The following is a 12,908-nucleotide window of genomic DNA, read 5'->3' as shown; positions in this document are numbered from 1 at the left end:
GAGCTTTCAACCGCTCGCCCCCGAATCGCCACGGTTTGCCGGGAAGACAAGCCGCAGCGAGGCCTATTCGGACGTGCCGATTTCGCCCAAGGGAATTGGGAAAATGCGTGAGCAAAAGGCGCAGTCGACCTGAATGAGCCCTGCCTCATCGGCCATCTCGCGGCGTTCGCTTTCGGGAAATTGCGCGAGCACCCCGGCAAAATATCCGGTGCTGCACCGGCAGCCACGCGACACGATCACGCCAGGGTCGACGCGTACCTCCTCTTCGTGGAAGAGCCGCCAGGCGAGTGTTTCGAGCGAGGTCGCAGGATCGGTGAGTTCTTCCGCTTTGAGCGTCTCTGCAATGGTTCGCGCATGGTCCCATTCGGGCCGGTCATGGCGCACATGGAGCCGGTCGCGCCCGACTTCGCCCTCGGGCAGATGCTGAAGCAAGAGACCGCCTGCAACACAGCCCGCCTCGGCATCGTGGCGCGCGGCGAGGCGGATCAGGCTCGGAATCTGTTCGGACTGCTCGAAATAATGTTCAGCCGCCTCGCCGATCGACGATCCTTCGAGGGGTACGATCCCCTGATAGCGCTCGCCCGTCGTTGCATGATCGAAGGTAATTGCAAGGAAGCCCTCGCCGAAAAGCCCGAAGAGCGTAGGCTCGGGCCCCGCCTCGGCGAGGCGATCGGCATCAAACTTCAGATAGCCGCGAAGCTCGCCGCCGCGATAGTCGCACACGAGCAGTTCGACCGGCCCGCCGCCCGTTTGCGCCTGGAGCGTGAGCTGGCTCGTTTCGTCCTTGAGCGTTGAACCGAGAAGCACGGTGAGGACGAGCGCCTCGGCGAGCAGCTGTTCGGCGACCGGAGGGTAGCTGTGCGCTGAGATAATCCTGTTCAGCACCGGACCAAGCCGCACGAGCCGCCCGCGCACATGGCGCGCGGCGATAGTGAAGACCAGCGGTTGATCGAACCAGGTTTCGACCGCGGCGCTCACAGTTTTTCCAGGGCCCAGAGCAGCACGGACTTTTGTGCATGAACGCGGTTTTCCGCCTCGTCCCACACGCGCGACTGCGGTCCGTCGATCACCGCGTCGACAACCTCCTCGCCGCGGTGCGCAGGCAGGCAGTGGAGGAAGAGCGCGTCGGCTTTCGCCGCGCCCATCAATCGCTCGTCGACCTGGAAAGGCGCCATCGCCGCAAGCTTGTTGTGCGCATGATCCTGACCCATCGAGACCCAGGTATCGGTGACGATGACGTCGGCGCCCGCCGCCGCTTCGTGCGCATCGCGCACGAAATCGATCCGCGCGCCCCGCGCCCGCGCTGCCTCGACGAAGGCTGGGTGCGGTTCATAGCCTTGCGGGCACCCGGCGCGAACGTTGAACCCGAACAAGCCCGCCGCCTCGATGAGCGAGGCGAGAACATTGTTGCCATCGCCGAGCCACGCAAGTTCGAGACCCGGCAGCGGTTTGCCGCTCTCGACGAGAGTCAGTAGGTCCGCGACGATCTGGCAGGGGTGCGAGAGATCGGTCAGGCCGTTTATGACGGGCACGCTCGCGTGTGCGGCGAGCTCCTCGATCTTGGCGTGATCGTCGGTGCGGATCATGATTGCATCGACATAGCGCGAAAGGACACGCGCCGTATCGGCGATTGTCTCGCCGCGACCGAGCTGGGTCGTCCCCGCGTCGAGAATCATCGCGCTCCCGCCCAATTGGCGCATCGCCATGTCGAACGAAGCGCGGGTCCGGGTCGAATTCTTCTCAAACACCATCGCAAGCACATGATCGGCGAGCGGCTTGTCGGCGTCAGCCCGGCCCTTGGGCCAGGTCGCGCGCGCTGCCTTCCTGTCGATCGCGTCGGCAAGCATCGCAGCGACGGCGTCGCTGCCCGCGTCCGAAAGATTGAGAAAGTGCCGCATCAGGCTTCGGGCGGCGTATAGCTCGCCGCGCCTGCCGACAACTTCGTGATGCACTCATCGATATGCGCCTGCTCGATGTTGAGCGGCGGCAGGATGCGCACGACATTGTCGCCCGCTGCGACAGTCAGCAGCCCATGGTTGTCGCGCAGATGCGCGACGAACGCACGGCTGTCGGATTTCAGCTTGATCCCCAGCATCAACCCCATGCCGCGCACGCTGTCGAACAATCCGTCGTGATTGGGGATGAGCTGCTCGAGCGCACCGCGCAGACGCTCGCCGGTCGCCTTGACCTGATCGAGGAAGCCTTCCTCGAGGATCACGTCGAATACCGCCTGGCCCGCCGCCATCGCCAGTGGATTGCCTCCGTAGGTCGATCCGTGGGTGCCGATCACCATGCCGCGCGCGGCCTTTTCGGTGGCGAGGCACGCGCCGAGCGGGAACCCGCCGCCGATGCCTTTCGCGCTCGCCATGATATCGGGCGTGACGCCATATTGCTCATGGGCATAGAGTGTGCCGGTGCGCGCGACGCCGCACTGGACCTCGTCGAAGATCAGCATGAGGTCGCGTTTGTCGCAAATGTCGCGCAGCGCCTGGAGGAAGGGCTGCGACGCCGGGCGAATACCGCCCTCGCCCTGGATGGGCTCAACCAGGAAGCCCGCGGTTGTGTCGTCGACAAGGTCGAGCGCAGCGTTGATGTCGTCGAACGGCGCGTAGGCAAATCCGGGCAGGAGCGGGTCGAAGCCCTTGCGCAGCTTTTCCTGGTTGGTGGCTGAAATCGTGCCGAGCGTGCGGCCGTGGAACGCGTTGTTGAAGGTGATCAGAACATTCTTCTCGGGGTTGCCCGCGCTCGAATGATAGGAGCGCGCCGTCTTGATCGCGCATTCGACCGCCTCGGCGCCCGAGTTGGTGAAGAAGACGGTGTCGGCGAATGTATTCGCGACGAGCCGTGATGCGAAAGCTTCGCCCTGCGGGCTGCCGTAAAGATTCGACACATGCATCAGCGTCGCCGCCTGGTCCTGGATGGCCTTGGTGAGGTGGGGATGACCGTGGCCGAGAAGATTGACCGCGATACCGCTTGCAAAATCCAGATAGCGCTCGCCGCGTTCACCGATCAGATAGGCGCCTTCGCCGCGTACCGGCCGCACCGCGCACCGGGGGTAAACGGGCATCAGCGGCGTGATCGACATGGCAAGCACCTTTCCATAGAGGCAAAGCAAAAAGGCGACCCCGCATGGGCCGCCCGATTGGCGCGGCCCCTATACTGCCGCGCCCGGAGGCGCGTCAACACAGGGGATCAGAGCGTCCTCATCGCCTCCATCGCCAGCGCGAGCGAATGTTTGCGCGCGTCATGATCATACATTGACGAGACGGCGATGACCTCGTTCACGCCGGTTCGCGCGATGAAGGCCTTAAGACCGTCCGCGACGTCGCTGCTCGTCCCGACCGCTGAACATTGCAGCACATGGTCGAGAATGGCGCGCGCATTGGGCGGCAGGCTATCCTTATAGCCTTCGACCGGCGGCTTCATCTTGCCAGGGTGCCCCGTTCGCAGCGCAACGAAGGCCTGCTGCTGCGAGGAGGCGAGCCGTTCGGCCTCTTCGCGCGTATCGGCCGCGAAGATGTTGAACGCTGCAGCCGCGTAAGGCTCGGAAAGCTGCGCCGATGGCTTGAACTGGCGGCGATAGATATCGAGCGCTTCATCGAGCGCATCGGGCGCGAAATGGCTCGCGAAAGCGTAGGGCAAGCCAAGCATCGCCGCGAGCTGCGCGCCAAAGAGGCTCGATCCCAGGATCCACAGGGGAACGCGGCTCCCCTCACCCGGGACAGCCCGGATGCCGAGCCGCTCGTCGCCGGCGAGGAAGGCCTGCAACTCCAGAACATCCTGCGGAAACTGCCGCTCGTTGCTCGCGAGATTGCGCCTGAGCGCCTGCGCGACGCGCTGGTCGGATCCCGGCGCGCGCCCAAGGCCAAGGTCGACCCGTCCGGGGAAGAGCGCCTCGAGCGTTCCGAACTGTTCGGCAATGACCATGGGCGCATGATTGGGAAGCATGATCCCGCCCGCGCCGATGCGAATATGCTCTGTCGCATGACCGATGTGTGCGAGCACAACCGCGGTCGCTGCGCTCGCAATCCCCGCCATTCCGTGATGCTCGGCGACCCAGTAGCGATGGTAGCCGAGCGCCTCGGCGTGGCGAGCAAGGTCGGCGGCATTCGCGAGCGACTGCGCAACCGTCCCGCTGTCGGTGACGGGGACGAGGTCGAGAAAGGAAAGTTTCGGCATGAAACCGATATGCGGTGTCGCGGCCGCGGGTTCAACCTCTGCTGGCCATCGCGCTGCGGGGCGCCGTTTTGCCTCCGCTCCCGATCAGCCGCGCTCATCCTTGGGCGAATCCATGAGCACATAGGTGGTGATCGCATTCACCTGCGGCAGCACGCCCAGAACCTCGGTGTGGAAATGCTTGTAGGCGGCAAGGTCCGCCGCCTCGACGCGCAGCAGATATTCGATCGATCCGGTGACATTGTGGCATTCGCGCACTTCTGGCGCGTCGGCGATGGCCGCTTCGAACCCCGCTTGCGCATCCTTGGTGTGACGCGAGAGACCTACCGTCACATAGGCGATAAAGCCGGTCCCCACCCGCGCGGGGTCGATGCGAGCCCGATAGCCCTTGATGACACCGCTGCGCTCGAGCTCCTGTACGCGGCGCAGGCATGCCGAAGGCGATAATCCCACCCGGCCCGCAAGATCGAGGTTGGAGATTCGCCCTTCGTGCGCGAGCTCGCGCAATATCTTTCGGTCAAGGGCATCGATGTCGGTCATTGATTGCACATTTTAGTCAACACGAAGGCAAGTTTGCAACCATTCTTCGTCGGAACCGAATTATATTGCCCGCATGGAACAAGCCTCCCTCGCCGCGCTCGCAGCGTTCGCGCTCGTCACCTCGATCACGCCAGGTCCGAACAATATGATGCTCATGGCGTCGGGCGCCAATTTCGGCCTTCGCCGCACCCTGCCGCACGCGCTCGGCGTCGGCGCCGGATTCACGCTGATGATCATTCTTGTGGGCGTCGGGCTGATGCAGCTCTTCGACCTTTTCCCGCTATTGAACCTGGTCTTGAAAGGGGTGAGCATCGCCTATCTCCTGTGGCTCGCCTGGAAAATGGCGCATGCCGCCGCGCCCGAAACTGGAGGAAAGGCGCGCGGCAAGCCGATGCGCTTTCTCGAGGCAATGCTCTTCCAGTGGGTAAACCCCAAGGCTTGGTCGATGGCGCTGACCGCGATTGCTCTCTACGCCCCCGACCGCGATCTCGCTGCCACCCTCTTCGTCGCTGCAATCTTCGGCCTCATCAACCTTCCCTCGACCAGTCTCTGGGCGGTGATGGGGCAGGCGCTGCGCCGCTGGCTTTCCAGCCCGGCGCGCCTGCGCAGTTTCAACTGGACCATGGCGGCCCTGCTGGTCGGATCGCTTGCGCTGCTGATCTGATTTGCAAGGTTGCTGCCTGCAACCTATGCACGGCGCTCCCTTGCCGCCGAACGGAGACGAGAGCCGATGAAAAGCCGCCGCCTTGGCCGAAGCGCCATCCATGTGTCCGACATCTGCATGGGAACGATGACCTTCGGCAGCCAGGCCGACGAAGGGGTCGCGATGCGCGTTCTCGATCGCAGTTTCGAGGTGGGAATCAACTTCTTTGACACCGCCGAGGGTTATCCGGTGCCCCCCGATACCAAGTGGGTCGGACGCACCGAAGAGATTGTCGGGCGCTGGCTGAAAACAAAAAGCCGCGACGCGATCATCCTCGCGACCAAGGTCTCAGGTCCGAGCCACGTCTGGTTCAAGTCGCCCTGCCGGGGCGGCACGACCGCACTCGACCGTCATCATATCCGAAGCGCCGTCGAGGGGAGCCTCATGCGCCTCCAGACCGACTATATCGACCTTTACCAGACCCACTGGCCCGACCATCACGCGCCTTACGATGCGGTGATGGAGGCGCTCGACGAGCTGGTCCGCGAGGGCAAGGTCCGCATCCTTGGCTGTTCGAACGAGACGAGCTGGGGACTGATGAAGGCGCTCGGCGCGTCCGAAAGGCTGGGTCTTGCTCGCTACGAGACGATCCAGAATAATTTCAGCCTCAACAACCGCCGCTTCGAGGATGAACTGGCACAGGCGAGCCGCCAGGAAGGGGTAAGCCTCATCCCCTATTCGCCGCTTGCCGGCGGCGTACTCTCGGGAAAATATCAGGATGGCGCGATGCCCGAGGGCGCGCGCTTCTCACGCTACCTTGAAATGCCGGGACGGCAGGCCGCGATGGCCCGCCGCTTCGTCAACGAAAGATCGCTCGCCGCAACCGAGCGCTATCTCGCTATCGCCGCTGAGGCGGGGCTGCACCCGGTGACGATGGCAACCGCCTGGTCGAAGCAGCACGACTTCGTCGCCTCGACGATCGTGGGGGTAAGCGCGGAAGACCAGCTCGATCCGATCCTCGATGCGATCGACCTCGAGCTTGGCGAGGATGTGATGAAGGCGCTGAACCAGGTCGGCAAGGATATCCGATACCCGATGGGATGAGCTAGCCGACCTGCTCGAGGCTCGGCCATTCGAGCGCGAGCGCCTCACCGGACGGCAGCGCCCGCCACGCCGCGGACAGCCTGTCGAAGTGACGAAACACGCGCGGGGCGGCCGCGTCGAGGCGTGCCCTTTCCTCGGCGCCGAGCGATGCGCGCACACGCTCTGCCTCGCCGAGCGCGGCCTGCTGCGCTGCGCTATCAGGACGCGAGCGGCAGCGCCATGCGACGTCGAACAGGAAGGCGGCGAGTTCGGAGAGCACGCCGTCGCGGCCTTGCTCCTTTACCAGCTTTTCCCCTCGGGCAGCCTGCTTGCGGACCGCACGGCGATGCGCCTTTGCGTCGCGCCCGCCGTCCGGCGTCTCGATGCGAAAGCCGCCGGCATTGCCCCCGGCCGCGATCTGGCCGAAGACGCCCCCTTTCAGCCCCAGGACCCCTTCGGCGACGAAGTGTACCATGTCATGCGGCAGGTCAGGGTCGAACCCGGGCGCGGGATCCATGATCAGCGCCGGCGCGCCATTGCGGCGGATCCGCACGCTGTAGCGGCGATCGCCCGTCTTGATGAAATCGACCTGCATCGCGTCCAAAGACGAAGGCGTCAGAGCGCAGCCTTGAACAGCGTGAGCATCCGGCTCCACGCCTTCTCCGCGGCCGCTTCATTATAGGCTCGCCCGTCCGGCGGGCACCAGCCATGGAGCGCGCCCTCGTAAACCTCGACCTCATGCCATTGCGGACGCTGGTCGAGCACGGCCTTGAGGCGCGTTTTTTCCTCGGGATTCTGCTCATCGTCATTCTCTGCGATCGCAAAGAGGAACCCTGCCTGTGTGCCGGGTATCAGCAGGTGCGGGCTGTCAGGCTGGTCCGTTCCGACGCTCGCGCCGTGGAAACTCGCAGCGGCCTTCACTCGCTCGGGGCTGAGCGCGGCGGTGTAGATGACCATCGGCCCGCCCATGCAATAGCCTGCGGTGCCGATCCCTTTCGCGGTATCGACCTCCTTTTGCGCATCGAGAAACGCAAGATGCGCTGCCGCGTCGGTCGTAACCGCCGCCTTGTCGAGCTGTCTCAGATAGCCGAACAGCGTCTCGCGGACCTCGGGGTCGTCGAAATCATGGCCCGCATAGACCACCGGTGACTTCGCCCAGCGATAAAAGGGGTTCACGCACAAGACGGCATAACCCTCGCCCGCCAGCCTGTCCGCCATCTGGCGGAATGCGGGGCGCAAGCCGCGGATATCGGGCCAGATCAGAACGGCGGGATGTTTGCCTTCCCCTGGCGCTGCAAAATAGGCGTCAACGGTGCCGTCCGCCGTGGTGATCGACACATCGCGTCCCACTACGCCGACAGCGGCGCAGGCGGCCGCTGGAAGTATCGAGGCAAGCGTCCCCGCGCCCACCAGCGCGCCGAAGGCACGCCGCCGTACCGGGAGCCCGGCTCGGTCAAGGTCGGCCTGGGTGATCTCGTTGCACATCGTGTCTCTCCTTCAAGCCTTTGGGGGAAAGGCGCAAAAAATTCTCAGGGGGCTGCCCGCGCGATCTCCCGCGCGCGCGCAGCCGCGCATCGGCGGGGCGGGCCTGCCCTGGGGCAAGCTAACCGACACCTCTTTTAGAAGACAGGATTTTCTTGCCTGCGCGCCCCGCCCTCTCGTCAAGGTGGGTCGCGGCTGGAGCGGCAAGGTATCGCCTCAGGGGACCGCCGCGACCCGTATCTCATCGAAGCTGTGCGCGACATGATGCACGCCAAGCTCGCGCAGCCGCGCACCATGCGCTGCGCGGTCGGAGATATGCCCGGCGCCGCAAAAGCCCACCACCTGCATCCCCGCCGCGAGCGCTGCGAGCGCTCCGGTCGGCGAATCCTCGATCGCAAGGCAGGCGGCGGGATCGACCTTCAGGCCTTTCGCGGCGGCAAGATAGATGTCGGGATAGGGTTTGCCCCGCTCCCAGCCGTCGGCGCTATAGACATGGGCCCCGAAATGATGCGCGAGCCCGAAGCGATCGAGCGACGCCGCGATATAGGCGGGGCTGCTCGACGAGGCGACCGCGCGCGGACCTGCAAGCGACGCCAGAAACTCGGGCGCACCGGGAACTGGGGCGAAGCCATCGGCGAAGCGCGCTCGTGCGCGTTCGCGGTGCTGCTCACGAAAGTCGGCAGGAAGCGCGCGGCCGAGCCGCGCCTCGATCCGCCGCTGCGTTTCCTGCCAGTTGTGACCATAATAGTCGCGCAGACAATCCTCGTAGCTGGTCGGCAGGCCGATTGCCGTCAGGCTCTCGGCAAGCGTCTGGTTCGCGCGTACCTCGCTGTCGGCGATGACGCCGTCGAAGTCGAAAATGATCGCAGCAAATGGCATGGGATCAAGGCATCACCCCCGGCGCCCGCGCATGGTCCCAGGGCCCCTCGCCCGACCAGCTGAGGCCATCGGGAAAGATCAGCTTCAACCCGCTAAGCTGCGCAGGCGCAAAGAGGCGCATATTGACCCCCATGAAATCCACCTCCCCGCCCATGCGCTGCTTGAGACCCTCGGTTGCCGACCAGTGGCTCGTGCAGCCGCAGGCCGGGCAGAAATGGAGGTCCGAGTTCGGATTTTCGCGATCGGCGCGATTGTAGGTCCGCGTCTCGCCCGCGATCACGACATCACGCGGCGAATAATAGGCCCAGAGGATTCCGTGCGAAAAGCAGAGCGAGCAGTTGCATTCGGCGATTTCTTCGGGCGCGCGGGCGAGGCGCACCGACACGCCGCCACAATGGCAATGCGCCTCCCAGCTCATTCAACCGTCACCGATTTTGCAAGATTGCGCGGCTGGTCGACATCGGTGCCCTTTGCGACCGCGACGTGATAGGCGAGAAGCTGGACGGGTACCGCGTAGACGAGCGGTGCGATGAGCGGGTGGACCTTGGGCATCTCGATCGTTGCAAGGCAGCCTTCGCCGGCCTCAGCGAGACCTTCTGCATCGCTGATGAGCACGACCTTGCCGCCGCGCGCGCGGACCTCCTGCATGTTGCTCACCGTCTTTTCAAAGAGCGGGCCTGAAGGCGCGAGAACGACGACCGGCACGGCCTCGTCGATGAGCGCAATGGGGCCGTGCTTCATTTCTCCCGACGCGTAGCCTTCAGCATGGATATAGCTGATTTCCTTCAGTTTGAGGGCGCCCTCCAGCGCCAGCGGATAGTCGGGCCCGCGCCCCAGGTAGAGGACATCGCGCGCCGGGGCGACGAGATGCGCCATCGCGGATATGTCCTCGTCGTGCGCGAGCGCGGCATTGAGCGCTGCGGGCGCCTCGATCAGGTGGCGGACGATTTCGCGCTCCTCTTCGGCGCTGAGCTTGCCCTTGCGAAGCGCAAGGTGCGCGGCGAGCGCGGCAAGGACAGCGAGCTGGCAGGTGAAGGCCTTGGTCGAGGCGACACCGATCTCGGGGCCTGCATGGGTGGGAAGCAGCAGATCGGCCTCGCGCGCCATGCTGCTCGTTGGCACGTTGACGACGACCGCGATCGTCTGCCCCTGCGCCTTGCAGTGGCGCAAGGCCGCGAGCGTGTCCGCGGTCTCACCCGACTGCGAGATGAAAAGCGCAAGGCCGCCGGGCTGAAGCACCGGGTCGCGGTAGCGAAACTCGGAGGCGACGTCGATGTCGACAGGGACGCGCGCGAAGGTTTCGAACCAATATTTGGCGACCATCCCGGCATAGTAGCTGGTGCCGCACGCGACAATCGTGATGCGGTCGATCGCCGAGAGATCGAAATCCATCTGCGGCAGCGCGACCGTCTGCTCGAGCGGGCGGATGTAGGAGGAGAGCGTCTGTGCGACCACGACCGGCTGCTCGAAAATCTCCTTTTGCATATAGTGACGGTAATTGCCCTTCTCGATTGTCGCTGCCGACACGCCGCTCGTGGTAATTTCGCGTGCCACGGGATTGTTTTCGCTGTCGAAAATCTGCGCGCCTTCACGGCTGATGATGACCCAGTCGCCTTCCTCGAGATAGGCAATTCTTTGGGTGAGCGGCGCGAGCGCGAGCGCGTCCGAGCCCAAATAGGTCTCGCCCTCGCCATAGCCGACGACCAGCGGCGAGCCGAGCCGCGCGCCGATCAAGAGGTCCGGGTGCTGACGAAAGGCGATGGCGAGCGCAAAAGCGCCGCGCAGCTGCGGCAGCACCGCTTTGACGGCATCCTGCGGCGACAGGCCTGCTTCCACCTGTTCGCTCACAAGGTGCGCGACGACCTCGGTATCGGTCTCGCTCTCGAAACGATGGCCGCGCGCCTGGAGCCCTTCGCGCAGCGGCTTGAAATTCTCGATGATACCGTTGTGAACGAGCGCGACCTCGCCTGTGGCATGGGGGTGGGCGTTGCTGGTCGTGGGCGCGCCGTGCGTCGCCCAGCGTGTGTGCGCGATGCCGACCGTGCCGGGCGCGGGGTTGCCGCCAAGTTCCCTGACCAGATTAGCGAGTTTGCCCTCGGCGCGCCGGCGGACCAGCTGCCCGCCTTCGACGGTACACACGCCCGCCGAATCATAGCCGCGATACTCCATGCGCTTGAGGCCATCGACCAGCCGGTCTGCCACCTGATCCCTGCCGATGATTCCGATGATTCCGCACATGGTGCCGATGCTTTCTTCTAGAGTGTGTAGGGGATGCGAATACCCGGCATCGTTGCCGGAAACACCTTGATATTGCGTGTAACGAGAATGCGTCCGCTCAGCTGCGCCGTCGCGAGGACGAAGGCATCGGCCATCGTCAGCCCCTTGCGCTCGGCGCGGAGCGCGGCGGCGCGCCGCGCGACCGCGTCGCCGATTTCCTCGATCTGGAAGCAGGCAAGAAAGGCCTCCACGGCCTTCAGCGTCGGCGCGTCGGCGGCCGACATCACCTCCGCCCAGCTGACGCGGCTAATGCTCTTGCGCCCCGCGCGGCGGATCTCGCTGCGCGCGGCCTCGACGCCTTTGAGCGCGTCGATGAGGATATCGCTGTCAAATTGCGCGTCGATCATTCGGCCTCGCCGCGCAAACGCCGTTGATATGCAAGACCATCGCTAATATCGGCGCGGTCACGCCAGATGCCGAACGCGTTGTCGATCGCGTCGCCCGAAACCTCGGCGCGGAAGGAGGCGACGGCCCGTCGCACGAGCTCGGCGCGCGACACACCCTGTTCCTCTGCAAGCGCGTCGAGCCATTCGACATCGCAGTCTGGAATGTCCGCAAGAAAGCGCATCATATCTTGATATCATATCATGATATCAATGCAAGCATGCAGTGTCAGGCGCGGCCAAAATTCCGGTCGACGAAGATCATCGCAAATTGCACCGGATCGGCCGCTTCGCCATTGCCCGCCTCGAAGCGGGCCTTGCCTTCCTCCCAGATCCGGCGGATTTGCGCGGACAGATCCGGCGGAAACTTCATTTGCTTCTCGACGATTTCGGGCCATGTGCCCTTGATACCGAAGCTTCTTTCGAGGTTGGGAACCATCGCCTTGCAATAAGTGTCGGTGGCCTCGTCGAGATGCCCGATCGCACGCAGCACATAGGCGTCAACGAACCGCAGGAAGGGCTTGTCGGTGTAACGGTCGCTCAAATCATTTTCTCCGGCGTCATGGCCTTTGGCCGATCCTGCCCTGGCGCATCGCATGGCATCACCCTTTGGGCAATGCCCAGCGGTCGAAGGCAAGAAGAACCAATAATTTTCTGGCTTGTAAAAAGCCCGCTCCAGCGCACAGGGTCCCGCGTGGTTCATGGGGAGAATGATGTTGCGACTGGTTCGTCTGTTCCTTGCTGGAACCCTCGGCCTGGTTGCGGCTCCCACGTGGGCCGAGACGCGGGACGAGGCCGACGCCCGCGTCCTTGAGGAAGCGTTCGAGGCCCTGAGCGCCAAGGAGTATGAACCGGCCATCGCCAAGACGGGCGAGATCATCACCCGTTTCGAGGCTGAACGCCGTGCGAACGCCCAATATGGCTGCTCCGCCGGTCCGGGTGACCCGCCAGCGGCCGTTGAAGGCGCAACCATTATCCCAATATTGCCCCTGATTTGCACAGCCTATTTCCTCAGGGGATATGCCCTCGTCGACATCGGCCGCCACGATGAAGCCGGGTCTGATCTTGAAGCGGCAGCCGCCATGGATCCCGACAACGACCAGTTCGCGGCCGAACTTGGCGAATGGTACAAGACGCAGCGCCAATGGGAAAAGTCGCTCGAAATCTTCACGCGCGCGAGCCAGTTGAACGATCGCTCGCTTGATCTGGTGATCGAGGACAAGGCCGAAGTTCAGAGCATCCGCAACGCGCGTCGCTGCCGCTCCTATCGCGGGATCGCTTTCAATCACGCCGAACTGCGCCAGTGGGACAAGGCCCGTGCCGCGCTCGACAAATGCTTTGCGATCATACCCGGCGACGAAGGCTCGCAGAAGGAATTGAATTACATCAACGAGCAGAGCGCAAGGGACCGGTGACACGCACCGCGATGCGGCAAGGCGGTGCGC

Annotated in this window: 16 protein-coding genes; 3 read left to right on the top strand and 13 right to left on the bottom strand. The window is 64.3% G+C overall.

The window, feature by feature from the left end; translation table 11 throughout:
• Nucleotides 1–63 precede the first annotated feature (63 nt).
• The 5 genes from hslO to LH20_RS10290 all read right to left on the bottom strand — a co-directional run bounded on the left by hslO (nt 64) and on the right by LH20_RS10290 (nt 4,716).
• Entirely contained in the window at nt 64–978 is a 915-nt protein-coding gene (gene hslO / locus LH20_RS10310; RefSeq protein WP_053554118.1) for an Hsp33 family molecular chaperone HslO, read from the bottom strand.
• Nucleotides 975–1,901, bottom strand: a complete 927-nt coding sequence (argF, locus tag LH20_RS10305; RefSeq protein WP_053556229.1) for an ornithine carbamoyltransferase — start codon at nt 1,899–1,901, stop codon at nt 975–977. The genes hslO and argF overlap by 4 nt, the downstream gene beginning before the upstream one ends.
• Complete coding sequence (locus LH20_RS10300; protein WP_053554117.1) at nt 1,898–3,085, bottom strand: aspartate aminotransferase family protein; 1,188 nt, start codon at nt 3,083–3,085, stop codon at nt 1,898–1,900. Before LH20_RS10300 ends, argF begins: the two co-directional genes overlap by 4 nt.
• 107 nt (nt 3,086–3,192) lie before the next feature.
• Nucleotides 3,193–4,179: an LLM class flavin-dependent oxidoreductase gene (locus LH20_RS10295; protein WP_053554116.1), complete on the bottom strand. Its 987-nt coding sequence runs from the start codon at nt 4,177–4,179 to the stop codon at nt 3,193–3,195.
• An 84-nt stretch (nt 4,180–4,263) separates the two neighbouring features.
• Nucleotides 4,264–4,716, bottom strand: a complete 453-nt coding sequence (locus tag LH20_RS10290; protein WP_053554115.1) for an Lrp/AsnC family transcriptional regulator — start codon at nt 4,714–4,716, stop codon at nt 4,264–4,266.
• 73 nt (nt 4,717–4,789) lie between these two features.
• Between LH20_RS10290 and LH20_RS10285 the strand changes: the two genes are divergently transcribed.
• Together LH20_RS10285 and LH20_RS10280 are read left to right on the top strand one after the other, a co-directional pair.
• Nucleotides 4,790–5,380 (top strand): LysE family translocator, encoded by a 591-nt coding sequence (locus tag LH20_RS10285; protein WP_053554114.1) that lies wholly within the window; start codon nt 4,790–4,792, stop codon nt 5,378–5,380.
• Between the two features lie 66 nt (nt 5,381–5,446).
• The gene (locus tag LH20_RS10280) at nt 5,447–6,463 is read left to right on the top strand and encodes an aldo/keto reductase (RefSeq protein ID WP_053554113.1); all 1,017 of its coding nucleotides are present in this window, start codon (nt 5,447–5,449) and stop codon (nt 6,461–6,463) included.
• A gap of 1 nt (nt 6,464) precedes the next feature.
• Here the strand turns inward: LH20_RS10280 and LH20_RS10275 are convergent, their stop codons facing one another.
• The 8 genes from LH20_RS10275 to LH20_RS10240 form a co-directional block, all read right to left on the bottom strand.
• A complete protein-coding gene (locus LH20_RS10275) occupies nt 6,465–7,037 on the bottom strand; it encodes a hypothetical protein (protein WP_053554112.1) in 573 nt (190 codons plus the stop codon).
• Between the two features lie 20 nt (nt 7,038–7,057).
• Nucleotides 7,058–7,927 carry a dienelactone hydrolase family protein gene (locus tag LH20_RS10270; RefSeq protein ID WP_053554111.1) on the bottom strand — a complete coding sequence of 290 codons (870 nt, stop codon included), beginning with the start codon at nt 7,925–7,927 and terminating at the stop codon, nt 7,058–7,060.
• A 213-nt stretch (nt 7,928–8,140) separates the two neighbouring features.
• Nucleotides 8,141–8,803: an HAD family hydrolase gene (locus LH20_RS10265; protein WP_053554110.1), complete on the bottom strand. Its 663-nt coding sequence runs from the start codon at nt 8,801–8,803 to the stop codon at nt 8,141–8,143.
• A gap of 4 nt (nt 8,804–8,807) precedes the next feature.
• Nucleotides 8,808–9,221 (bottom strand): GFA family protein, encoded by a 414-nt coding sequence (locus tag LH20_RS10260; protein WP_053554109.1) that lies wholly within the window; start codon nt 9,219–9,221, stop codon nt 8,808–8,810.
• Nucleotides 9,218–11,041 (bottom strand): glutamine--fructose-6-phosphate transaminase (isomerizing), encoded by a 1,824-nt coding sequence (glmS, locus tag LH20_RS10255; RefSeq protein WP_053554108.1) that lies wholly within the window; start codon nt 11,039–11,041, stop codon nt 9,218–9,220. Before glmS ends, LH20_RS10260 begins: the two co-directional genes overlap by 4 nt.
• 17 nt (nt 11,042–11,058) lie before the next feature.
• Complete coding sequence (locus tag LH20_RS10250) at nt 11,059–11,427, bottom strand: PIN domain-containing protein (RefSeq protein ID WP_053554107.1); 369 nt, start codon at nt 11,425–11,427, stop codon at nt 11,059–11,061.
• A complete protein-coding gene (locus tag LH20_RS10245; RefSeq protein ID WP_235527177.1) occupies nt 11,424–11,648 on the bottom strand; it encodes a ribbon-helix-helix protein, CopG family in 225 nt (74 codons plus the stop codon). The genes LH20_RS10250 and LH20_RS10245 overlap by 4 nt, the downstream gene beginning before the upstream one ends.
• A 44-nt stretch (nt 11,649–11,692) precedes the next feature.
• On the bottom strand, nt 11,693–12,007 hold the full coding sequence (locus tag LH20_RS10240) for a hypothetical protein (protein ID WP_053556228.1): 315 nt from the start codon (nt 12,005–12,007) through the stop codon (nt 11,693–11,695).
• Between the two features lie 169 nt (nt 12,008–12,176).
• Between LH20_RS10240 and LH20_RS10235 the strand changes: the two genes are divergently transcribed.
• Complete coding sequence (locus LH20_RS10235) at nt 12,177–12,878, top strand: hypothetical protein (protein ID WP_158501122.1); 702 nt, start codon at nt 12,177–12,179, stop codon at nt 12,876–12,878.
• The last annotated feature ends 30 nt before the right edge of the window (nt 12,879–12,908 follow it).

This window comes from Sphingopyxis sp. 113P3 (assembly GCF_001278035.1).
Classification (GTDB): domain Bacteria; phylum Pseudomonadota; class Alphaproteobacteria; order Sphingomonadales; family Sphingomonadaceae; genus Sphingopyxis.
This window is presented reverse-complemented; position numbering and strand designations above follow the sequence as displayed.

Excerpts from the sequence above, each read along its gene's own strand:
- LH20_RS10300 (WP_053554117.1), bottom strand. The coding sequence starts at position 3,085 with ATGTCGATCACGCCGCTGATGCCCGTTTACCCCCGGTGCGCGGTGCGG.
- LH20_RS10295 (WP_053554116.1), bottom strand. The coding sequence starts at position 4,179 with ATGCCGAAACTTTCCTTTCTCGACCTCGTCCCCGTCACCGACAGCGGG.
- LH20_RS10290 (WP_053554115.1), bottom strand. The coding sequence starts at position 4,716 with ATGACCGACATCGATGCCCTTGACCGAAAGATATTGCGCGAGCTCGCG.
- LH20_RS10285 (WP_053554114.1), top strand. The coding sequence starts at position 4,790 with ATGGAACAAGCCTCCCTCGCCGCGCTCGCAGCGTTCGCGCTCGTCACC.
- LH20_RS10280 (WP_053554113.1), top strand. The coding sequence starts at position 5,447 with ATGAAAAGCCGCCGCCTTGGCCGAAGCGCCATCCATGTGTCCGACATC.
- LH20_RS10275 (WP_053554112.1), bottom strand. The coding sequence starts at position 7,037 with ATGCAGGTCGATTTCATCAAGACGGGCGATCGCCGCTACAGCGTGCGG.
- LH20_RS10270 (WP_053554111.1), bottom strand. The coding sequence starts at position 7,927 with ATGTGCAACGAGATCACCCAGGCCGACCTTGACCGAGCCGGGCTCCCG.
- LH20_RS10265 (WP_053554110.1), bottom strand. The coding sequence starts at position 8,803 with ATGCCATTTGCTGCGATCATTTTCGACTTCGACGGCGTCATCGCCGAC.
- LH20_RS10260 (WP_053554109.1), bottom strand. The coding sequence starts at position 9,221 with ATGAGCTGGGAGGCGCATTGCCATTGTGGCGGCGTGTCGGTGCGCCTC.
- glmS (WP_053554108.1), bottom strand. The coding sequence starts at position 11,041 with ATGTGCGGAATCATCGGAATCATCGGCAGGGATCAGGTGGCAGACCGG.
- LH20_RS10250 (WP_053554107.1), bottom strand. The coding sequence starts at position 11,427 with ATGATCGACGCGCAATTTGACAGCGATATCCTCATCGACGCGCTCAAA.
- LH20_RS10245 (WP_235527177.1), bottom strand. The coding sequence starts at position 11,648 with ATGCGCTTTCTTGCGGACATTCCAGACTGCGATGTCGAATGGCTCGAC.
- LH20_RS10235 (WP_158501122.1), top strand. The coding sequence starts at position 12,177 with ATGTTGCGACTGGTTCGTCTGTTCCTTGCTGGAACCCTCGGCCTGGTT.